This window comes from Microbispora bryophytorum (assembly GCF_043197435.1).
Lineage (GTDB): Bacteria > Actinomycetota > Actinomycetes > Streptosporangiales > Streptosporangiaceae > Microbispora > Microbispora bryophytorum.
Window position 1 is genome coordinate 60699 of record NZ_JBICTF010000001.1, and the last position, 21909, is coordinate 82607.

The 21909-nt window shown below is 67.6% G+C and carries 19 protein-coding genes and 1 pseudogene; 13 read left to right on the forward strand and 7 right to left on the reverse strand.

Annotation, left to right across the window (positions count from 1 at the left end; genetic code table 11):
- The 9 genes from ACGFIB_RS00275 to ACGFIB_RS00315 all read left to right on the forward strand — a co-directional run bounded on the left by ACGFIB_RS00275 (position 1) and on the right by ACGFIB_RS00315 (position 9283).
- Entirely contained in the window at positions 1–720 is a 720-nt protein-coding gene (locus ACGFIB_RS00275) for an alpha/beta fold hydrolase (RefSeq protein WP_393367496.1), read from the forward strand.
- 265 nt (positions 721–985) lie between these two features.
- A complete protein-coding gene (locus tag ACGFIB_RS00280) occupies positions 986–2248 on the forward strand; it encodes a M20/M25/M40 family metallo-hydrolase (protein ID WP_357249357.1) in 1263 nt (420 codons plus the stop codon).
- Positions 2245–3036 (forward strand): FadR/GntR family transcriptional regulator, encoded by a 792-nt coding sequence (locus ACGFIB_RS00285; RefSeq protein WP_142575113.1) that lies wholly within the window; start codon positions 2245–2247, stop codon positions 3034–3036. Before ACGFIB_RS00280 ends, ACGFIB_RS00285 begins: the two co-directional genes overlap by 4 nt.
- Positions 3033–3992 carry an ABC transporter permease gene (locus ACGFIB_RS00290; protein ID WP_393367498.1) on the forward strand — a complete coding sequence of 320 codons (960 nt, stop codon included), beginning with the start codon at positions 3033–3035 and terminating at the stop codon, positions 3990–3992. The genes ACGFIB_RS00285 and ACGFIB_RS00290 overlap by 4 nt, the downstream gene beginning before the upstream one ends.
- On the forward strand, positions 3989–4852 hold the full coding sequence (locus tag ACGFIB_RS00295) for an ABC transporter permease (RefSeq protein WP_357249362.1): 864 nt from the start codon (positions 3989–3991) through the stop codon (positions 4850–4852). The genes ACGFIB_RS00290 and ACGFIB_RS00295 overlap by 4 nt, the downstream gene beginning before the upstream one ends.
- The gene (locus ACGFIB_RS00300; RefSeq protein ID WP_393367501.1) at positions 4849–5841 is read left to right on the forward strand and encodes an ABC transporter ATP-binding protein; all 993 of its coding nucleotides are present in this window, start codon (positions 4849–4851) and stop codon (positions 5839–5841) included. The genes ACGFIB_RS00295 and ACGFIB_RS00300 overlap by 4 nt, the downstream gene beginning before the upstream one ends.
- The gene (locus tag ACGFIB_RS00305) at positions 5838–6830 is read left to right on the forward strand and encodes an ABC transporter ATP-binding protein (RefSeq protein ID WP_142575110.1); all 993 of its coding nucleotides are present in this window, start codon (positions 5838–5840) and stop codon (positions 6828–6830) included. The genes ACGFIB_RS00300 and ACGFIB_RS00305 overlap by 4 nt, the downstream gene beginning before the upstream one ends.
- Positions 6831–6870: 40 nt before the next feature.
- Positions 6871–7671 carry an alpha/beta fold hydrolase gene (locus tag ACGFIB_RS00310; RefSeq protein WP_393367503.1) on the forward strand — a complete coding sequence of 267 codons (801 nt, stop codon included), beginning with the start codon at positions 6871–6873 and terminating at the stop codon, positions 7669–7671.
- A gap of 13 nt (positions 7672–7684) precedes the next feature.
- Positions 7685–9283, forward strand: a complete 1599-nt coding sequence (locus ACGFIB_RS00315; protein WP_393367506.1) for an ABC transporter substrate-binding protein — start codon at positions 7685–7687, stop codon at positions 9281–9283.
- Here the strand turns inward: ACGFIB_RS00315 and ACGFIB_RS00320 are convergent.
- From ACGFIB_RS00320 to ACGFIB_RS00330, 3 genes are read right to left on the reverse strand one after another with little or no spacing between them, the layout of a single operon-like run.
- The gene (locus ACGFIB_RS00320) at positions 9199–9636 is read right to left on the reverse strand and encodes an aldolase/citrate lyase family protein (RefSeq protein WP_393368427.1); all 438 of its coding nucleotides are present in this window, start codon (positions 9634–9636) and stop codon (positions 9199–9201) included. The genes ACGFIB_RS00315 and ACGFIB_RS00320 overlap by 85 nt on opposite strands.
- Before the next feature lie 51 nt (positions 9637–9687).
- Positions 9688–10335 (reverse strand): nitroreductase family protein, encoded by a 648-nt coding sequence (locus tag ACGFIB_RS00325; RefSeq protein ID WP_393367508.1) that lies wholly within the window; start codon positions 10333–10335, stop codon positions 9688–9690.
- Positions 10336–10393: 58 nt separating this feature from the next.
- Positions 10394–11218, reverse strand: coding sequence for an isocitrate lyase/PEP mutase family protein (locus tag ACGFIB_RS00330; RefSeq protein ID WP_393367510.1), 825 nt, complete (start codon positions 11216–11218; stop codon positions 10394–10396).
- Between the two features lie 610 nt (positions 11219–11828).
- On the opposite strand from ACGFIB_RS00330, the pseudogene ACGFIB_RS00335 reads away from it, so the two are divergent.
- Positions 11829–12110, forward strand: a pseudogene (locus ACGFIB_RS00335) (ISL3 family transposase); the annotation flags it as partial.
- A gap of 185 nt (positions 12111–12295) precedes the next feature.
- On the opposite strand, the gene ACGFIB_RS00340 reads toward ACGFIB_RS00335, so the two are convergent.
- Entirely contained in the window at positions 12296–13609 is a 1314-nt protein-coding gene (locus ACGFIB_RS00340) for an MFS transporter (protein ID WP_393367512.1), read from the reverse strand.
- A 353-nt stretch (positions 13610–13962) separates the two neighbouring features.
- On the reverse strand, positions 13963–14103 hold the full coding sequence (locus ACGFIB_RS00345) for a hypothetical protein (RefSeq protein WP_393367514.1): 141 nt from the start codon (positions 14101–14103) through the stop codon (positions 13963–13965).
- Positions 14104–14516: 413 nt separating this feature from the next.
- On the opposite strand from ACGFIB_RS00345, the gene ACGFIB_RS00350 reads away from it, so the two are divergent.
- Both ACGFIB_RS00350 and ACGFIB_RS00355 read left to right on the forward strand, forming a co-directional pair.
- A complete protein-coding gene (locus tag ACGFIB_RS00350) occupies positions 14517–15566 on the forward strand; it encodes an alpha/beta fold hydrolase (protein WP_357264859.1) in 1050 nt (349 codons plus the stop codon).
- Between the two features lie 16 nt (positions 15567–15582).
- The gene (locus ACGFIB_RS00355; protein WP_357249378.1) at positions 15583–16005 is read left to right on the forward strand and encodes an MmcQ/YjbR family DNA-binding protein; all 423 of its coding nucleotides are present in this window, start codon (positions 15583–15585) and stop codon (positions 16003–16005) included.
- 214 nt (positions 16006–16219) lie between these two features.
- Here the strand turns inward: ACGFIB_RS00355 and ACGFIB_RS00360 are convergent, their stop codons facing one another.
- A complete protein-coding gene (locus tag ACGFIB_RS00360) occupies positions 16220–17629 on the reverse strand; it encodes an MFS transporter (protein ID WP_393367517.1) in 1410 nt (469 codons plus the stop codon).
- A gap of 532 nt (positions 17630–18161) precedes the next feature.
- Between ACGFIB_RS00360 and ACGFIB_RS00365 the strand changes: the two genes are divergently transcribed.
- On the forward strand, positions 18162–18617 hold the full coding sequence (locus ACGFIB_RS00365; protein WP_357264863.1) for a MarR family winged helix-turn-helix transcriptional regulator: 456 nt from the start codon (positions 18162–18164) through the stop codon (positions 18615–18617).
- 453 nt (positions 18618–19070) lie between these two features.
- Here the strand turns inward: ACGFIB_RS00365 and ACGFIB_RS00370 are convergent, their stop codons facing one another.
- Positions 19071–21905, reverse strand: a complete 2835-nt coding sequence (locus tag ACGFIB_RS00370) for a hypothetical protein (RefSeq protein WP_393367519.1) — start codon at positions 21903–21905, stop codon at positions 19071–19073.
- Positions 21906–21909: the final 4 nt, after the last annotated feature.

Here is a 21909-nt window from a genome sequence, read left to right on the forward strand (position 1 = left end):
ATGGCCCAGCAGAACCCGACCGTCGTTCTCGTGCACGGCGCCTTCGCCGAATCCGCCAGCTGGAACGGCGTCGTCGAGCGACTGCAGGCGAACGCCGTACCCGTGATCGCCGTCGCCAATCCGCTACGCAGCCTGCCGGGCGACGCCGCCTATGTACGCGATGTGCTCGCCGGTATCGACACCCCCGTGGTCCTCGTCGGGCACTCCTACGGCGGCATGGTGATCACCGAAGCCGCCGGCGGCGACAAGGTGGCCGGCCTCGTCTACGTCTGCGCGTTCGCGCCCGAGCAGGGTGAGTCCGCCTTCGCGCTGTCGACCAAGTTCCCCGGGAGCACCCTCGGCGACGCCCTTACCGCTTACCCGGTCACGACCGGCGGCAACGAGTTCGCCATCCGGGCGGACGCCTTCCACCATCAGTTCGCTGCCGACGTACCCGCCGGCCGGGCCGCCGTGATGAGCGCGACCCAGCGCCCGGTCACGGAGATCGCCCTCGCCGCGGGGCTGCCGACGGACGCCCCGGCATGGAGATCCATCCCGTCGTGGTTCGTCTTCGGCGACAAGGACCTCAACATCCCGGTCGCCCTGCACCGCTTCATGGCGGACCGGGCCGGCGCCAAGGGGATACGCGAGGTCCCCGGCGCATCCCACGCGCTCAGCGTTTCCCAGCCTGACGTCGTAACCGCGTCGATCCTCGACGCCGTGCGCGCGGTCGAGGCGTAGCCGGTCCAGTGGTGAGATCCCCGGCAGCGCCACCGGGGACCTCACCCAACAGCCCCCGTGCCCACGACTGACCGGGGACCAGCCCCGTCAGCGGCACAGCCGCTCTCACCATCCCGGCCCACGGTCTTCCGGCCGGCGGTGCCTCACTTTCGGTCAGGCCCACTACCTCGGGAAACGTAACATAACCGAATTACGGACAGGCTTGACGGGCGTTATGCCACCTCTTTATGGTCTATGGACCGAACCATATACCTTTGGAGGTGACATGGTCAGCGGGGAAGCTCTCGACAGCGCTGTCGATGCCTTGGCGGAGGAAGCCTTCGCTTTCCTCGAGCGCCTCGTCGCGGCGCCCAGCACGGTGGGCCACGAGGCCGAGGTCTGTGACGTATTCGGGGCGGAGCTCGCCGCGACCGGTTTCGACGTGGAGTTCCTGCCGATCCCGGAGGAGATCGTCTCGGACCCGCTCGCCGGCGTCGGTCAGACGTCCTATGCCGGGCGGGCCAACGTCCTGGGAAGGCGGGGCCGTGGAGACGGCCCGTCCCTTCTTCTGAACGGCCATCTGGACGTGGTGCCGGCCGACTCACCCGAGTTCTGGAGCAGCCCCCCGTTCCAGCCGACCCGGCGGGACGGCCGGCTGTACGGCCGTGGCGCGGGCGACATGAAGTGCGGTTTCGCGATGGGTGTGCTCGCCGTACGGGCCCTCGACGAGGTGGCGCCGGGGTTCGACACCGGTCGGCTGATGTTCCTGGGTGCCATCGAAGAGGAGTGCACAGGCAACGGCACGCTGTCGGCGTCGCGGGCGGGGGTGCTCGCCGACGCCGCCGTCGTACTCGAACCCACCGACCTCGGCATCCTCGCCGGAGGGGTCGGCGTGATCTGGCTCGACGTGCGCGTCGTCGGCCGGTCCGCGCACGCCGAGTCCGCCCACATGGCCGTCAATCCGGTGGATCTGTGCGGCGTCCTTACCCAGGGTCTGCGGAAATGGTGCGAACAGCTCCCGCAGGAGGTGCCCGACGAGGCCTTCGCCGAGCTGGCCAGCCCGTACAACCTCAATGTCGGGGGCATCTCCGCCGGTGACTGGCACTCCAGTGTGCCGACCGACGCCGTGCTGAGGCTTCGTGTCGGTTTCCCGCGGTCATGGTCCCCAGGCGAGGCCGAGCAGCGGATCAGAGCCGCCATCGAAGACATCGTGGCCCGTGACGGCCGGTTCCCGTCCGAGCCTGTCGTCACGGCCGCGGGGTTCCGGGCGGCCGGGTATGCCCTCGCGGACGGGCATCCGCTGAGCGCCGCCATGGCCAGGGCCCATCGCGAAGTGCACGGCGCCGACCCGCGCAGGTTCGTCACGGGCGCCACCACGGACGCCCGGTTCTACGTCAACGACTTCGACGTCCCCGCCCTCTGCTACGGCCCGCAGGTCTACGACATGCACGGGATCGACGAGAGCGTCGAGCTGAGCAGCATCGTCGACGGAGCAAAGGTGCTGGCGCGCTTCCTCCACCACTGGTTCGAGCGGCAGCACCGCGGATGAGCGAGATCTTCGAGGCTCCGCTGCTGAACGAGCTGCAGCGTGACAGCACCGACCCGCTGGCCGGGCCGATCGTGGTGCGCAACGCGCCGGAACAGATCGTGGAGCGTCTCGTCACCGCCGTCGCCCTCGGGGTGTACGTGCCCGGCCAGGCGCTTCCGCCCGAGCGCGAGCTCGCGTCGTTGCTCGGCGTCTCCAGGGCGACCGTGCGTGAGGCGCTGCGCCGCATGACCGACAGCGGCTACATCGAGCAACGCCGCGGCCGCAACGGCGGCTCGTTCGTGCTGGAGGACTGGCGGCCGTCATCGGCCGACCTCATCCGACGGCACCTGCTGCCCAACTGGACCCGCTTCGAGGCGTTGTTCGACACCCGCCAACTCCTGGAGCCGGTGATCGCCGCGACGGCGGCCCTCCGCCGCAACGACGACGACGTGGCGGCCCTCTCGCAGGCCCTCGACGACTACCACGCGGCCACCGACCGCGAGGAGTCCCGCGTCGCCGACGAGCGCGTGCACCGGGCGGTCGCGGAGTCGACGCACAACCCTGTCCTGGTCGGGCTGAGCGCTCAGATCCGTACGAGGATCAGTCTTGACCTGGGCGCCGAGCCGTACACGCCGGAGATCCGCCGGGTCGCCGCGGTGCAGCACGGACTCCTGGCCGACGCCGTGATCGACCAGGACTCCGAACGCGCCTCGGCGATCGCCCTCGAGCACTTCGGCCTGACCGAGAAACTGGTTCGCGACCTGGTGGCGCGAGTCCGGGACCTGGCGATCCTGGAGACCGACGAATGAACCCGCGCCTGCTTTTCGTGCTCCGACGGCTCGGGCTCACCATCCCGGTGCTGTTCGTGATGAGCGTCGTCATCTTCCTGATCATCCGGCTGGTTCCCGGCGACCCGGTCCGGACCATGCTGGGTTTCCGCGCCACCCCGGAGTCGGTAGCGCAGGTGCGGGCCCAGCTTCACCTCGACGACCCGTTGTGGACGCAGTACCGCGACTGGGTCGCCGGTGTCCTGCACGGCGATTTCGGCCAGGACTTCGTGAGTAAGGCGCCGCTCAGCGAACTGCTCGCGCAGCGCGTCCCCGTCACCTTGGAGATCACGCTGCTGTCGATGCTTCTCGCCGTCGCCGTCGGCGTGCCGCTCGGCGTCCGCGCGGCGGTCGGCGGCCGGTGGGTGCGCCGCCTGACCGAGGGCTTCGTGGTCTTCGGGATCAGCGTCCCCGACTTCTGGCTCGGCATCATGCTCGTGCTGGTGTGCGCCGGCACGATGATGTGGCTGCCGCCGTCGGGATACGTGCCCTTCATGGAAGATCCCGGCGGCAACCTCACGTACATGATCCTTCCGGTGCTCACGCTGGCCGTCGCCGAGGCGGCGTACATCATCCGGACGACCCGCGGCGCGATGCTGGGGGTGATAGGACGGCCCTTCATCGTCTATCTGAGGGCGAAGGGCACCAAGGAACGCTCCATCGTTTACCGTCACGCCCTCCGTAACGCGGCGACGCCCATCGCCACGGTCATCGGCATCCAGTTCGGTGTCCTGCTGGGCGGCGCGATCGTCGTGGAGACGCTCTTCGCGCTCCCGGGAGTCGGCCGGCTGATCGTCACGGCCATCAACCAGCGCAACTACCCGGTGGTCCAGGCCGGGCTGTTTGTGGTGGCGACGCTGTTCATCCTGGTCAGCCTCATCACCGACCTGGTGGTGGGCTTCATCGACCCGCAGGTGTCCGACAGGGGAGACTCATGACGGCCAAGAGCATCCCGGCAGGGGTGACCGCCGTGGTCAGGGCGTTCTTCTGGCTGCCGCGCTCCGCGCGGGCCGGCGTGCTCATCCTCGTGGTGCTGGTGATCGTCACCCTCCTCGCGCCCTTGATCGCGCCGCACGATCCCAACGCCATCGATCCCACACGCGTGCTCGCCGGGCCTGACCTGGGGCACCCCTTCGGAGCCGACGCGCTCGGCCGGGACGTGTTCAGCCGCACGGTGTACGCCTTGCGGACCAGCCTGGCGATCGTCTTCGCGTCCGTGGCCGTCGCCTCCCTTGCGGCCCTCCCCCTGGGCACGGCCGCCGGCTACTTCGGCGGATGGGTCGACCAGGTCATCTCGCGCCCGCTCGACATGCTTCTCGTCCTTCCCGCGCTCCTCCTCGCGATCACCCTCATCGCGATCGTGGGGCCCGGGAGCATCGTGGCGGCGCTGGCCATCGCGCTGATCTACCTGCCGATTCTGGCGCGGGTGCAGCGTGCGGCGTCGCTCGTGGTCGCGCATGCGGGTTTCGTCGAAGGCGGCCGGGCCCGCGGCTGGTCGTCGTTCGCCGTACTGCGGCGTCACGTCGTGCCGAACGCGCTGGGCCCACTGCTCGTGCAGGCGGCGATCCTGGCAGGGTTCGCGGTCCAGATCGAGGCGTCGCTGAGCTTCCTTGGCCTTGGCACACAGCCGCCCACCCCGTCGCTCGGGCTCATGCTCTCCGAAGGCCGCGACGTGCTCACGCAGGCGCCCTGGGTCGAGATCTTCCCCGGGCTGACCATCGCCGTCATCGTCCTCGCCTTCAATCTGCTCGGTGACGGGCTGCGTCACCGCCTCGACCCGCAGGGGATGGTCTCGTGACCCGCGCCATGCTTCAGATCGACGACGTGCGGGTGCGCATCCCGGTGAAGGGAGGTCGCTGGGTGGAGGCCGTCGGCGGGGTCACACTGGCCGTCGGCTCCGGTGAGATCGTCGGCCTGGTGGGGGAATCGGGCTGCGGGAAGTCCACGCTCGGCGGAGCTGTCATGGGCCTGCTGCCCAGCGGGTCACAACTGTCCGGCCAGGTGCTGCTGGACGGCCGGGATCTGCGCGGTCTCACCGACGAGGAGTATCGCCAGGTACGCGGCAACGACATCGCCCTGGTCAGTCAGGACCCCTCGGCCAGCCTCGACCCGACATTCGCGGTGGGGGCCCAGGTCGCCGAGGCCATCCGCAACCATCGCGACATCAGCTGGCGCGCGGCGCGCGAGCAGGCCGTCGAGTTGCTGCGCGCCGTGGGCATCCCGGATCCCGCCGCCAGATACTCCGACCCGCCCCACCGGTTCTCCGGCGGTATGAAGCAGCGCGTGGTGATCGCAGCGGCTCTCGCCAACGATCCCTCGGTGCTCATCGCCGATGAACCGACCACCGCCCTCGACGTGACCATCCAGGCCCAGATCCTGCACCTGCTACGCGACCTCACCGTCCGCACGGGCACCGGAGTGCTGCTGATCACACACGACCTCGGCGTCGTCGCCCAGGTCTGCGACCGCATCGCCGTGATGTATGCCGGACAGGTCGTGGAGCAGGGGACGGTCCGCGACGTCTTCGCCGACCCGCTGCACCCGTACACCCGGGCGCTGCTCGACTCGCAGCCGGCCGCCCACCACCGATCCGGAGATCTTCCCGTCATCCTCGGCCAGGTGCCCGATCTCACTGATCCGCCCGCCGGTTGCCGGTTCGCGGCGCGCTGCGCCCGGGTCCACGACCGCTGCACCGCCGCCCCGCCGGTGGTGGAGACGCAGGGCGGGGGCCGAGTCGCCTGCTGGCTGCACGACGCTCTCCCACCTGTGGCCCAGGAGGTCTCATGACGGCACTACTCGACGTACGCGGACTCGTCGTCACCTTCCCCGCTCCCGGGTCGGGCCTACGGCGCAAACGCGTGCACGCGCTGTCCGGCGTCGACCTGACCCTGGGACGCGGCCACACCCACGGGCTGGTCGGCGAGTCGGGCAGCGGGAAGAGTACGCTGGCCCGCTGCGTTCTCGGCCTGCAGCGGCCGGACGACGGCTCGGTGCTCTTCGACGGCACGGAGATCGTCGGATTGCGGGGCAGCGCGCTTCGCGACATTCGCCGGCGCATCCAGCCGGTCTTCCAGGATCCGCTCGGCAGCCTGGACCCCCGGTGGACGGTCGGCCGCAGCGTGCGCGAGTCGCTGGACGCCTACGGCGTCGGGTCGCCGCCCGACCGGGAGCGCCGGGTCCGCGAACTACTCGACCTGGTGGGGTTGTCGCCCGACCACGCGGACCGGCACCCCGTGCAGCTGTCCGGCGGCCAGCGGCAGCGGGTGGGGATCGCCGCGGCGCTGGCCAGCGGCCCCGACCTCATCGTGGCCGACGAACCGGTCAGTGCCCTCGACGTCAGCGTGCAGGCCCAGATCCTCAATCTGATGGCGCGGTTGCAGCGCGACCTCGGGGTGGCCTTCCTGTTCGTCAGCCACGACCTCAGCGTCGTCGAGCACGTCAGCGATGAAGTCAGCGTGATGTATCTCGGGAAGATCGTCGAGACCGCGGATCGGGCCGATCTGTTCGCCAACCCGGTACACCCGTACACCCGGGCGCTGCTGGACGCCGTCCCGATTCCCGAGCCGGACGCGCGGCTCGTCCACGTCCCGCTGTCCGGCGACATTCCCAGCCCGATCGACCCGCCGTCGGGGTGCCGGTTCCATCCCCGCTGCCCGCTACGAGTGGACTCGTGCTCGCGGGAACGTCCCGCCCTCACACCCGTCGGGACACTCAACAGCGCCGACCACACCCCCCACCTCGTCGCCTGCCCCGTCGTGCTGCCGGCCCGGCCGTAGCACGACCCGACTCCACTACAGAACTGATTTCGGAGGTCCCATGTCGACCGCTTTCGTCAATGGCATCACGATCAATTACGAGCTCGAAGGCGAGGGGCCCGAAACGGTCGTCCTCGTCAACGGCCTCGCCGACGACCTGGAGACCTGGGAGGCCCAGGTGCCGGCGCTGCTGGACGCGGGGCTGCGGGTCCTGCGCTTCGACAACCGTGGTATCGGCGCGTCGGACAAGCCGGCCGGGCCGTACACTTCCCGGCTGCTCGCCGATGACGCGAAGGCGCTCGTCGACCACCTGGGGCTGACCGGCATCCACCTGGCGGGCGTCTCCATGGGAGGCATGATCGCCCAGGAGTACGCCCTGGCCTACCCCGACGATCTGAAGTCCCTGACGCTCGCCTGCACCTATGCCGCGCCTGGACCGTTCTGCTCCCGCATGTTCGCGCTCTGGGCCGACATGGCCAGGGAGATGGGTGTCCCCACGGTGATGCGGGACGTCGGGCTGTGGGCCTTCACCGTGCCGTTCTTCGAGGAGCGGCCGGAGGAGGCCGCGGAGTTCGACGCCGCCATGGCGGAGATGACCATGACCGTCGAGGCGTACCTGTCCCAGCTCAACGTCATCCAGACCCACGACACCACCGAGCGGCTGGCGCAGCTCACCGCTCCGACGCTTGTGCTCGCGGGAGAGGAGGACATCCTCATCCCGGTCCGGCTCTCGCGGCGTCTGCACGAAGCCGTGCCGGGGGCGCGGTGGGCCACCGTTCCCGGCGGCCATGCCTGCCTGTGGGAGACCCCCGAGCCGTTCAACACCACCCTTATCGACTTCGTCCGCGCCCACTCCGGCTGACCAGGAGAAAGTCATGACATTCAATTCCGGCCCTGACTTTTCGCGGCGCTCCTTCCTGCAGCGCGCGGGCCTTCTCGGGTTCAGCGTGGTCGGCGTCGGCGCAGCAGGCTCGCTGCTGTCGGCCTGCGGTCCCACCAACTCCACGGCTGCCGCGGGCGGAGCCGCCGCCGCGTTGAAGCCGGGTGGCGTGCTGAAGGCCGCCCTCACCGGCGAGCCGGACAGCCTCGACCCCGCGGTGTCGTCGGTCTACACCGGCGCTCAGGTCTACGACGGCATCTTCAGCAAGCTTGTCGACCTCGGGCCCGACGGCTCCGTCGTCCCGCGGCTGGCCACCAAATGGACCGCCCAGGACGACAAGACGTGGGTCTTCGACCTCGCCGACAACGTCTACTTCCACAACGGTGAGAAGTTCAGCGCGGCCGACGTGAAGTACACCTTCGAGCGGATCCTCGACCCGAAGACCGCGAGCGCGTACGCCCCGCTGTACACACCGATCGACTCGATCGAGGTGGTCTCCCCCACACAGGTGATCTTCCATCTGAAGTCGTCGTTCGGGCCGTTCCTGACGAACCTGGCCAACAACGGCGAGATCGTCAACCAGAAGGCGATCGAGTCGAAAGACCCGGCCCGCAACCCGGTCGGCACCGGACCGTTCCAGTTCGTCGAGTGGGTCCAGGGCGACCACATCACGCTGAAGAAGTGGGACAAGTACTTCCGCTCCGGTCGTCCGTACTTCGACGAGGTCGACTTCCGGTTCCTGCTGGTGGATCAGAGCCGCGTGGACGCCTTGTCCGCCGGGGAGATCAACTGGGCCGACGCCGTTCCGCTGCAGCAGCTGCCCACCCTGAGCAAGGACCCGCGCTTCACCTACAAGACCAGCCCCGTGGCCGGCATCCCGGACTTCCTCGCGATGAACGTGGCCAAGGCGCCGTTCGACAAGAAGGAAGTGCGTCAGGCCATCGCCTGGGCCATCGACCGCAAGGTGATCAAGGACATCGCCTACTTCGGGTCGGGCGAGGTCGGCGTGCAGGAGGTGCCCAGCGGATCTCCGTGGTACGACGGCGTCGACCCATTCGCCGCCGGGCCGAACCTCGACAAGGCCAAGCAGCTCCTCGCCGCTGCCGGATACCCCAACGGGCTGACGATTCACTACCTCGGCCTGCCGCAGTATCCGGAGCTGCTGAAGACCGGCGAGATCGTCGCCGAGGCGCTGAAGAAGATCGGCATCACGATGCAGATCGAGCAGGTCGACGTGTCCGTGTGGTTCGACAGGTACTCCAAGGGCGACTACGAGATCACCAGCGCCTACCAGGAGCGCACCATCGACCCGGACAACTTCTACTCGCTCGTAACGAGGACGGGGGGCTCCATCAACTCGATGAAGTACTCCAACCCGGCCCTCGACAAGCTCATCGACCAGGCCGCATCCTCCACAGACATGGCCGAGCGCAAGAAGCTGTACACCCAGGTCCGCGCGATCGTCCAGGACGACTGCCCGCTGATCTTCACGCACTACGAGACGCTCAACTACCTCATGCAGAAGAACGTGAGCGGCTCCGTCGTGAACCCCACGCTGGAACTCAACCTGGAGGACGTGGCCTTCACCGGATGACGTGCGCCCAGGTGATGCCGGCGTTCACAGCCTGACGGTCGAGTTCGAGGCCGTTGGCGAAGCCGTGCAGGTGACGAAGGTTGGTGGACGGCGGCGATGACGTCGTGGTGCGTCTGCTGCCCCGGACGCTCCATGAAGGCGGCGAGTTCGCTCGGGCCGACGAAGACGCCGTCGATGCCGGGGGTCGCCGCGATCGCCTCCGCGGCTGCGGCGCCCTCGGCCGTCTCGATCTGCGCCAACACCGGAGCGACGGCTCGTGATCGCCGACGGCATCGCGCGGGCCCGTGATGACCGCCGGCGGCGCCTGCCGCCGCGCTGGTTGTCCGGGGTGGGACGACATCGAGGACCGGGATGTCGGTGGTCTGCGTACTTCAACCACGGTCGTTCCCGATGCCGGCGATGTTTTAGACGAAGGTGAACAGCCGGTCGGCTTCGAAGCGCGAAACCGGGCCGTTGTACACCTTCGTAAGGTCGGGGTAGCCGAGGGCCAGCAGCACTGTCGTGGTGTGTCCGGTTTCACGGATCTTGAACGCCGCGTCGACACTGATCGGGTCGAACCCTTCGAGCGGCGTGGCCTCGACGCCGAGCTCGGCGGCCGCCATCATGGTCATGCCCAGCACCAGGTAGGTCTGTTTTTCCATCCAGTGGTTCAGGTCCTTGTAGCGGTAAATGCGCAGGTTGAGGAAGTCGCGGGTCATTGACTGCCACAGCGCGTTCTTCGCCTGGTCCGGGAACCGGCCGTCGGTGGTCTCCTTGTCGAACACCTCCTCGATGTGGCTCTCGGGCAGATCTGCTCGGGTGGTGAGGATGATCGTGTGCGACGAGTTCAGGATCTTCCCGCCGTTGTCTTGGAATCGTTCGCCCAGGTTGGCCGCGAGGCGCTCTTTGGCTTCGGTCGTGGCGAGTACGTAGAAGTGGTTGGGCTGGATGTTCGTCGATGTCGGCGCGGAGCGCAGAAACTCCAACAGGTGTTGCAGGGTTTCTGCCGGGATGGTCTTGCTGGGATCGAAAGCCCTGGTGAGGTGCTTGCTCATGAGCTTGTCGAGATCCATGTCAACCTGCCTTCTTCTTGCGATCACTAGTGAGGAGCGGTGGTTCGTAGGTTTGGGGCTAGTTCTTGCCGCGGGCAAGAACTCCACTGATGCGCTCGAAGCTGATGCCTGTCGTCGCCGAGCCGAGATCGCCCGCGACGAGCGCCTTGATCGCCTGTTCGAGTGCCCCCGTCGCGTGCATGTAGAGCAACGGACCCAAGCTGATGCGTTTGACCCCGGCCTTCTGCAGTTCAGCGACGGTCAGCACCTTGTCCGCCGGTGACACGAGGACGTTGACCGGTGTCGGCGCGACCGCGGTGACGATCGCGTCAAGTGCGTCGAGGTCGGGTGGGTACGGCGCGTAGACCACATCCGAGCCGACCTCGGCGAAGGCCGTCAGACGCCGGATGGTGTCGTCGAGATCGGGCCGCCCCTGGATGAAGTTGTCGGTGCGGCCGGTGACAACGATGCGTCCCTTGGCTGCCTCGACGGCGCTACGCACGCGATTGACTGCGTCGTCGAAGTCGCGGATGGGGTGATCGGGATCGCCCGAGGTGTCCTCGATACCGATACCGGCCAGGCCGAACTCGACGGCGGCTTCGACGGTCGCCGCGACGTCTTCAGGCGTGTCGCCGTAACCGTCCTCGAAGTCTCCATTTAGGGGCAGCCCGGTGAGCCGGCCGAGCAGCCGCGCATGCTCGAGGTGCTCTTCGCGGGTAACTAGGTGACGCCCGTCGAGGCGGCCGAGTGCGCTGGCGAGCGCCGCCGACGATGTCCCGATCGCCTCGAAGCCGGCATCGGCCAGCATCAGCGCCGAGAGGCCGTCCCAGGCGTTCGGCATGACGAGGCCACCGTCGCGGGTGTGCAGCGCCATGAATTTCTCATAAAGCTCGGAGCCCGGCATGTCGGAGCCTTTCCTGAGTGAACGTGGAGTCGGTGAGGGTTCGCCGGCTGCGTGCGCGGACCGCGTCGGTCGTGACACGGCGAATCTCGACCTCCGGCCAGGGTGCGAGTAGACCTCATCAAGCCCAAGTCGGGCTCTCAGTGCCGCAGAGCTCCGCCGCAGGCCTTACCTGTGTTGGCCGCAACCCGGCAGAGGGCGTCGGTTGCGCCGGGCGCGTTGTGAAGTGCACTGCGAGGGGCGACTCCGTCGGCGCCGAGTTCCGGATCTCGTCGCAACGCATGCAAGAAGGACTATACAGTCCAATCCCATGCGAGAAGGACTGTGCAGTCCAAAACCTGGCGAGCCAAGAATGTGGCACCTCAACGCGCCGGCCCGCACCCCCGGGGCTGACGTACCGACCAGCCGGATCGTGCTCAGACTGGACCAAGGAGACCATGCGCTTCAAGCACTTCCGGCACACTCAGGGCACAGGAAGCGTGGCATGGAGGCTTGTCGAGCGCGGCCCGAGCCCGCTCGGAGGGGGCCGCGCGCAGATCGGTTCGTAGCGGTGGGGCGGGCGTTCGTCTGTCACAGGCGCTGGACGTCGCGATCTCGAGGTCCGGCCCTGCGGCTGCTGCCAGTCAAGCGCTACGCCCGCACGCGACAGCCCGGGGCTCTGCGCCGCGCGCCCCGCTTCCGGCCCGCCCTCGTCGATCCCTGCCGCGATCACCTGCGGGAGCGGCGCGCCGCCGAGCCGGCCGTCCCGGTCCTCCAGCTGTTCGGTGAGATCAAGGAACTCGGGTACACGGGCAGCCGCAACCTGCTCTATCGCTACATCGCCCAAGGCCGGGCCGAGGGCGATCGGCCGGTGGTCACACCCCGCCGTCTGGCTCGGCTTCTGCTCACCCGCCCCGGTCGACAGCGATCGGCACACTCTTCTTCACGGTCGAACGACGCTCAGACATCCAAAGAGCCTGATCACTTCGGAAGTGATCAGGCTTCTGACCTGCTAGAACAGTGTCCGGACGCTCACCTGACCCAAGAATGGTGAGCCGACGAGGCGCCAAGTCGGCCACCCCCTGCCTCGCTCCGGTCTCCTCATTCCCTCCGGGCGAGTGTTATGAACCGCGCCGCCACCGTGGCGAGCACGGCGGAGGCAAGGACGGTGAAGCCCGCCGTGAGGAACACCGTATGCAGGGTTGTCGACGAGACAAGGATCGCGCCGAGGCCAGACCCTGCCGCCAGGGCTATCTGAAGGTTCGTCACATTCACCGCCGACGCGGCCTCCGGAGTTTCCGGGGCCGCGTCGAGTAGCCAGACCAGTGTTCCCGGGTTCACGACTCCCCAGACCAGGCCCCACAGCGCGAGCAACAGGCCGGCCAGCCAGGGTATGGTGCCCGCGCTGGCCAGCCCGATGAGCAATGCGGCCACCACCGTCGCCGACCCGGCGAAGCTGCCGATCACTCCGCGCTTGAACAGCGATCCGGCGACGAGTGAGCCGACGATGCCACCGCAGCCGTAGATGACGTACAGCAGGGAGACCACGCCGCTGGACAGATGCGTGTGGTCCATCAGGAACGGGGTGATGTACGTCCACGCGGTGAACTGTCCGATGAACACCACCGCGCCCGCCGCCATCCCAAACCGGGCGGCCCGCCGCGTCACGACTCCCACGAGATCACGCAGGTGCGTACGCCCGTCCGGTGGAATACCCGGCAGCAGGACCGTCTGCACAACCACGACAATCAGTGTCGCCGCCGCCGCGGTGGCGAAAGTGAGACGCCAGCCGACGAGGTCGCCGAGGAACTGTCCCGCCGGCAGCCCCACCACTGTCCCACCCGAAATACCCGCCGCGATGATGGTGATGGCACGAGTGCCGCCGGCCGGGCCCACCAGCTTGGGGCCGACCGGTGAGACCACGGTCCAGAAGGCTCCGAGGGTGGCGCCGAAGAGCATACGGGCGATCAGCACCAGGACGAAGGTCGGCGCCACCGCGACGACCGCATTCGACACCAGCACCGTCAGACCCAGGACGAGAATGGCCGAGCGCCGGTTGAAGCGGCCGGAGCCGAGGAAGAACAGCGGCGCCGACACCGCGGCGCTGAAGCCCGGCACGAGCACCATCAGCCCTGCGAGGCCGAGCGAGACATGCAGTCCGTCGGCGATCTGCGGTAGCAGCCCCACCGGCAGCGTCTCGGTCATGACGACGACGAACGCGCCGAGCGCGACCGCACCGACGGACGCCCAGCCCCGCCTGCTCCTGGGCTCCGCGGCAGTGGCGGCAGTGGCGGCAGTGGCGGCAGCGCGGACGGCTGCAGGCTGGGTCGGGACGGCTGCGGCGCACGACGATGCCGCGACCACGCGCACCCGCGGTGCGTGGTGTTCCGGCGTCGCCTCTGCATTTTCGATCATGTGTACTCCTCGCTCACCGCATGCTCCTGACGGGGCTCTGCTCTGTAAGCACTCAGGGTGTATCTGCACGAGTCACGCGGGCATTCAGAACAGCTCACGTCGCGATCTAGCTCCATGAGCCCAGTGCGCGGCCGTGTTAGCCCTTGATGAGGTCGATGATGTGGCCGAAGTTGAAATTTGACGCGAGCGCCGTCAGGTCTCCCTTTGCTCCGTCCTCGAGTTGCGGCGCGTGGTGGGCCCGATGAGTTCGGTCGATCCGCCGCCTAGAAGATGATTGGACGATTCGGTCCAAAGAAGGCTATCGCGGCTTCGGCAGGCGTGCGCGCCTGGTCCTGGTCAGTCGATGCCGCTCATCAACGCGATCCCACCAGGCCGGGCCGTCGCGGCCGGCCCCGCCGACCACCAGCCACCGGCCACCGGCCACGCTGTACGCCAACCGCGACCACGACCACGACCACGACCACGACCACGACCACGACCACGACCACGACCACGACAAGTACCGTAGACAGGCCTGCGAGGTCGGGATCACCCTGGCGTGGCGAGGAGTACGGCTCCGGCCTGGGCGTGTACCGCTGTACGCTTGTCGATCATCTGACTGGACTAAATAGTCCCTTATGATGCATGATGGGTGGGCCGGAGAACGAAGTTGCGTCAGGCGAGTTCAGCGTCGCCGATTGCGTGAACGTCGTAAGAACGCTGGGCTTCTTCATGCCGGGTTCGCCAGCTACCAGCCTGCCAATTGAAGCCGTCCTCTCAAGACGAGTGGTCCCATCAATCCCTGGCCTCGTTCGCCGCGTCGGCCACGTCGATCCTCACCTGATCGATAGACCGCAGCCTTGCACGTCGGCACCGCGTACACGGCGCCTGCAGTGAACGCCGAAACGCACAGGGAAAGAACAAGAAAGTGAACGACATCAAGCAGGCCAGCGAATATCCGGGCATTGGAATAGGAAGGCACAACAGGTTCAGTGCGCCCATTACGGCGTTGGTGGCTCTCCTGGTGGTCCCCGTGGCTTTGAGTTCTGGAGCACGGGCCGAGAGCCGCGAGCACCGCTCAGTGGCGGCGCAGTCGCCTTATCCGCAGTCTCGACCACCCGCTGGTTTTCGGTCCAAGTATGCGGAAGTAAATGGCTTTCGCATGCACTACGTGCGGGGCGGCAAAGGTTCACCTGTGGTAATGATCCACGGGTTCCCCGAGGATTGGTCCGAGTGGCGGCAGGAGATGGGCCCGCTCTCCAGGACCCACACCGTGATCGCTGTCGACCTGCGTGGCGCCGGCGAGTCCCAGGTCACCGAGAGTGGTTACCAGGCAGCGCAGTTGGCGAAGGACGTGCATCAGCTGCTGACGCAGCTGAAGCTCAACAACGGTGTCCAGGTGGTCGCCCACGATATCGGGGTGTGGGTCGCCTACGACTATGCGGCGCAATTTCGGTCGGAAGTGCGGAGCATGGCTGTGATGGAAGCTCCCATCCCGGATAAGAGCATCTACGGCTACCCCGTGCTCAACGCCGATCCGGACAAGCCAGCGGCGTGGCACTTCGGCTTGTTCCAGCTGCCCCTCGCTGAACGCCTCATCGCCGGTCACGAACGCGTCCTCGTCCACGACATGATGACCGAGTACCTGGCGGGTGACAAGTCGCCGTTCACGGCGTCGGACTTTGACTTCTACGCCCACTTCCTGAAGGAACCCGGCCGCACGACGGCCTGGATGAACGTATACCGCGGGCTCCGCACAGACGTTCATCGGAACAAGGAATTCCTGGCTCAGGGCAAGTTGAAGATGCCTATCCTCGCGATCGGTGGTCAGAATTCCTTCGGTTCAAGCGTCCCCGACCAGTGGCGTGAGTACGCGGTGAACGTCCAGGGACGAGTCCTGAAGAATACGGGCCACTTCGTGACGGAGGAGAGGCCGAAGGAAGTGACTGCTCTGCTGCAGTCCTTCCTGCAGAAGTAGCTTTCACCGTCAAGGGATGAGCAATGCACTGGGATCGATAGAGGAGTTGGTCACCTTGGACGGACAGGAACTGCAGAAGATCGCGGGCGACTGCACTGCGGAACTGCCCGGCGCCGACCTGGAGCGTCGTCTCGGCCCCGACTGGGAAATCTACAAGGTGCGCGGCAAGGTCTTCATGCTCATGACCGACATGCCGGGACACCCCGTCGTGATCCTGAAAGCTGATCCGGACAACGCCGCAGCCCTGCGTGAGCAGTACGCGGACATCACCCCCGGCTATCACATGAACAAGAGGCACTGGATCACGGTGGAAGGCGGGGGCACCATCGAAGAGCAGCTGGTGAAGGAGCTCGTGATCGACTCCTACCGTCTCGTGGTCGGCGGGCTTCCCAAGTCCGAGCAGCCCGTGGATCCGCGCACCTACGGCCGCCGCGCCTGACCTTCGTCACATCCGTCAGCGGCGAGAAGCTCCAGGACAGCGCGCGCGACACGGCGCGGGCGCTGCCCGGGTCAGCGGTGCGCGGCGGGATCCCGGCCCTCTCGCCGGCGGGCCGGCGCCTCGGGCGAGACGCCGGCGGGGCGAGCCGTCCTCCCCCGCCGGCCGTCCACCGTCCGGCTTTCGCATGCCGTGACAACGCATGAAGCCCAGGTCCTCAGTGAGCGTGCGGCCCCGCAACGTGCTGCGGTCTGCCGCCTGGGACCAGAGTCAGGGCGACGACGGCGACGAGGGCGGCGCTGACGGCGCACACCGTGAAGGCCGTTCCGAAGCCGGTGATCGTGCCGGTCTCGATACCGGCGGCCGCGACGGTGGAGACGACGGCGACGCCGACCGACCCGCCGACCTCGTGGAAGGTGTTGACCACGCCGGATGCGAGGCCGGCCTCCTGATGGGAGATGTAGCCGAGTGCGGAGGTGGTGGCCGCGACGAACACGGCGCCGAGGCCGGCGGCAGCCACGGCGAACCCGGGGATTAGGACCGCCCAGACGCCGGCCCCCGCGGACAGGCCGGTGAGCAGCCAGGAGCCGACGGCGGCAAGCGCCAACCCCGCGGCGGCGATCGGACGGCTGCCTGTGCGCCCGACGAGACGACTGCCGACGTGCGCACCGATTCCGGTGGCCATCGCGACGGGCAGGAACATGAGGCCGGTGCCGAGGGCGGTGTAACCGCGGGCGTGCTGAAGGTAGACGGAACCGAGGAAGAAGAATCCGATCAGCAGCGCGCTGGCGACCAGCATGAGGAAGGCACCCGCGAGGACGGGACGCCGGGAGAGCATGCGAACGTCCATAAGCGGCGCACGGACCCGCCCTTCCACGATGGCGAATCCGGCGTACAGCGCCAGGGCGGCGATCAGTGCCACGAGCGTCGCCGTCCCGCTCCAGCCGGCGTCGCCCGCTGTGACCAGTCCGTAGATGAGGGAGGCGGTCGCCCCGGTGACCAGCAGCGCCCCGAGCAGATCGATCCGGCCCCGCTGAGCCTGGCGTGCTGGGGCCGGGACGGTGAACGGCAGGGCGACCAGCACCACGGCGCCGACAGGGACGTTGATGAAGAACACCCATTCCCAGCCGGGACCGGCCGTGATCGCGCCGCCCAGGATGACTCCCGCCGCCGATCCGATGCCACCCAGAGCGGCCCAGACGCCCAGTGCTTTGTTGCGCTCGGCGCCGTGGAAGGCGGTCGTGACGATGGACAGCGCCGCCGGGGAGAGCAGGGCCGCTCCGACTCCCTGCGCGACACGACCGGCGATCAGCACGGATCCGTTCGCGGCCAGGCCCGTTCCAAGCGACGCGAGGGTGAAGACGGCGAGACCGGCCAGCAGGGTCCGTCGCGCGCCGAGCCCGTCCGCGAGTCGGCCGCCCAGCAGCATCAGCCCTCCGAAGCAGAGGGTGTAGGCGGTGACCACCCACGTGAGTGTTTCGCGGTCCAAGTGAAGGTCGGCGCTCATGCTGGGCAGCGCGACGTTCACGACGGTGACGTCGAGGATCAGCATGAACTGGGCCAGGCACACCAACGCGAGGGCCGCCCAGCGGCGCCGGTCAGGTGGGGGCCCGGGATGTGCCTGCACGGCATGCGAATGGTGAGCAGAGACGGGATGGCTCACGAGAGACCTCCGGAAGGGGATGTGAAGGCTGCACGACGAACCCAAGCGCAGCGGGTATGTCGAGCAGTTATGTGTGGGTCAGCGCGGCTCAGTCACGAGGGCGGGCATGGCAACCATGGCGACTTCCGGCTCGAGGCCGGCCGGCGTGCGCGCGACGTCCGGCCTCTCGCGCGATTGGGAAAGAGGCGGCGACCAGGCATGCAGCGATCAGCATCAGGCTCGGGACCTGAAGACCGAGTGTGAGCCCGTGCACCTGGCCGGCCGCACGGATCCCGGCGTCATCGCGGGCCGGTGCAGGATGACCCCGAGCAGGAGCAGCGGGCTTCCGGTCCATCCGGTCACAGCCGCGGGCCGGCGCAGCGAGCGGGACCACTTCGCGATCCCGGATGTCCTGCGGTATCTGCGTAACTGCCACGATCCCACCCCCTCGTGAGTTGTACGATGCAACTCTTAGAGAGTAGCGAGCAGAGTTGTATGTTGCAACTATGGAGGATCTGTGCGGCAGGAACCGACACCCGACGGCCTTGAAGCGCTCCTGATGGAGCTCGTCATCGAGATGGGCCTTCAGCGGGGCGACGCGCTGGTGCCGGATCTCGCGATGACTCTCTCCGAAGGGCTGGCCCTCCTGGAGATCTGGCACACGGGCCCGGTGCCGCAGCAGCACATCGCCGACCGTCTACGCCTGGAGAAGAGCAGCGTCAGCCGCCTTGTCGCGGGGCTGGAGCGTAAGGGCTGGCTCGTCCGGGAACGCGATCAGGCCAACCGTCGCTACTACCGCCTCATGCTGAGTGACGCCGGTCGTGCCGTCGTGACACGAATGTCGACGCATCTGCACGAGCGTCACAGCCAGGTGCTCACGAGGCTTTCGGGCGCCGAACGCTCCGCTCTGGCCGTGGCGCTGCCCGCTCTCACCCGTGCTCTGCGTGAGACCACCGCCGCAGCGGCCACCTGAGAAGATCGCCGGCCGTCGATGGTCACGATGCTGGGCAAGGGCGAACACGCGCCACTACGGCGATCAACCCGCCCACCTGTGCGTGGGCTCCGGCAGCCACCGCGTGGTCGAGCGCGGCGGCGAACCGGTTGAGCTTGAGGTCACCGTTCTTCGCCATCCCCGCTACCGTCTGCCCGAGTTCGGCTGCCGGCCTCCCCGATCCAGCCAGCAGGCGAGCATCCGGCCCGCGGGTGTGCGGAGCGTTGAGGCCCGTCCGGCCGCTTCCCTGGCGGTGGCGCGGGGCAGCCGTACCCGCCCGGGACGCTACAGATCATGACCGGCATTCCGCCGATGCCTACCTCGCTTGCGCCGGTCGGACGCCGATGTACTGCGAGTGCGGCATAGTCGGCTCAGCGCCGCAACATGTCGCCCGCAGAGCCGAGTCGGCTCAGGACGCCAGGGCCGGCTCGCGGATCAGTCCGGTGGTTCCGCGATCAGGCGCCCGGTCACAGGGTCGTAGCGCACCTCCACCGGAACCACCTGGTCGGTCGGAAGGACTTCCATCCACTGATCGAAGATCTGGAAGTGGGCGTCCGGGTTGCCCGGGTCGGGCTTGCGAGGATCAACCCGGAAGCCGCCCTGCAGAGGGTAGAAGCCGTGTTCGTAGACCTTCTCCACCGGGGTCGACGACACCTTGTCGTCGTCGTGAATGCTCACGTCGTTGGGGAACTTCCTGACCTGCACCGATTCCTCGTGCTTACGCGTGACGTCCAGGCACAGGAAACGGATAGCGTCGGACAGGGTCGGGACGTCGCCCACCGGGTCGTGCGGGTCGGCGGTCAGCAGGCCGTGCCTGATCTCGTCCAGCTCCGCCGCCGAGGCGGCGTAGGGCTTGTCCAGCCCGTCGATGCCCTCGACGTTCATCTGCTGCAGCCAGTTGACGGCCGCGCGTTCCCGCCCCGGCCGCACCGGGATGACCGCTTTGACCCAGGGGGCATTCAGGAAGGCGTTGCGGTGATTGTCGCCGTCGAGCTGCAGCAGCCAGCCGAGTGAGCTGCCCAGCCTCGCGGGTTGCGAGTCGTGGGTGATGTAGTAGTTGTCCGTACGGGCTTCGTGATCGGCCCAGTCCGTGACCGACGAGGCGCCGAACGGGTGAGCGGACCCGGCGTACTGGCTGTAGTGCGTGCGGGGCTTCCACCACTCAGGGGCCACGAAGTACAGCATCTTGTCGACGTCGAAGATGGCGTTGATGAGTTCGGACAGCACGTGCCTGAGTTCGTCCGCCTCGGCGCTCGCGGGCATGTTGTAGAAGTGGTCGGACATCAGCGTGCGAATCAGCTGGCGGTAGACCACCGTCCGTTCCTCTTCGCGCAGCTCCTCGAACGGCCGGGAGCGGATGTCGGCCGCCTGCTCGATGCGTTCCTTGGCCGCCCGCTGGAATGCCTCCTCGGCCGCGCGCTTCTGCGCCCGCGACGCGGCCTCCTTGTCGGCGACGATTTTATTGTTGGCCGCCTCGATCTCGGCGATCTTCTCTAGGGTCGGGACGAAGGCCAGTTCACCTACTAAGACGTAGTCGACTCGCTTGTCCCAGCTGATCCCCGAGGCTCCGGCGAGGACACCGACTTGAATCTGGTTGGTGCCGACCAGTTGACCGACGAAGGCGTATCGCTGGCCCTCGGAACCCTCGCCGGCCAGGGAACTGATCGAGAGAGCGACCCGGCCTCCTGGGTTCTCGAGCTGGTAGCCCGTCTCGGGTTGTACAGGCAGAGACACAGTGTCGAGCGGAATGTAGCCCAGATCCAGGTGGTTTCGTTGCCGGCGATCGCCGAAGTTCCAGACCGCGTTGACCTGGAACGACTTGACGATGCGCGGAGGAACCGGGATCTCGTTCTGGTCGGGCTGCGGCTGCAGGTCGGCCGGCTTGGCGATGTGCACGAGTTCGGCCAGGCCGAGGGCGCGACCCGGCTCGTCGACGAAGGTCTCCCAGCAGAGAAACGTGCCGATGTCCTGCACCTGCACGCCGACCTGCCGCATCTTGCGCCGCAGTTCGTAGTTGATGAGCTCGGCGGTGGAGTTCTGCAGGACGTAGCGTTTGCTCGACACGTCGGTTGTCTCGGTGACCGTTTTGAAGGTCGACTGGAAATTCTGCCGGATCTGCGTGGACAGCTTCTCCGTCTGTTGCCGCATCCGCTTGTGCGTCTCTTCGCGCGCGGTCTGCTGGGTCCGGTCGAGGCTGAGGCTGGCCGTCGCGGTCGCGTTGCCGCTGCCCCAGGACTGGTGCACCGTCGAGGTGATCCCCAGCTTCACGTCGTCCCGGTTGTCCTGTTTGACCGCGGCGCTGATCTCGTCCTGGTCGGTCGCCGTACGTTCGACCGCTGACGTGGTCTCGTAGAGGGTGGAGGTCGTCCGCTCCACCGTCACCTTGCGCGTGCTGACCTCGACCAGCTCCACCGAGGAGCCGGGGCTGAGCCAGATGTGGCCGGTCGGGGTGCCCAGGAAGGTGTCGAGCTCGAAGAAGTACTGGCGGAACAGGTGCACGATGCCGATCGGGGAGAGGCTCACGTCGGCCAGGTCTTTGTTCGGGCGGAACAGGACGAACGGATCGTCGTACGCCTCCCGGGCCTTGGCCAGGAACGCCCGCACGGCTTCGTCGGTCGGTACGACCGAGGAGGGCGGGTAGAACAAGCGGTTGAGCGTCGCCACGTCGCCCACGGTGAACAGGTCGTTCAACAGTTGCGCGATCACCGATTCCCGCTCGAGGTCGGCGAGGGCCCCGGCCTTGGCGATTTCCCGCGCCACGTCCTGCCGCTGCTGGTACTGCGCTGGATCCTCGTTGGGAAGTCGCTGCACCGCACGGGCCGCGACCTTGATCCGCGTGGCGGTCGCGTCGCGCCACTTGGGGAAGACATCCCTCTCCAGCCGGATCTTGAACGAGTCCTCCAACGACGGCGCCTCGCCAGCCCCTCCGACGTTGGTGAAAACGCGCTTCCACTCCTCGGCGTTCTGCGGTGCCCGCCTCAGCCGCTTGAGGCTGTCGCCGACGGAGGCGAAGAACAGGCTGTCATTCTGCGACTTCGGCCGCTCACCAGCGTGCTGGGCCGGCGAGACGTGCCCCAGGCTGACCGTGTCGCCGTCGAACCGCACGTCGACGTCCGGCACATAGGCGTCCGTCGGGATGCTGATCCCGTCGATGTCGTTGCCGACCCGGATGAGCTTGCGCCTCGATTTCCACCCGATCAGCGGCTGGTAGACGCCGAATATCTCGCTCGCATAGGGCAGCTTCCCCCGGAAGCCGGTGTAGTCGGTCATAAAT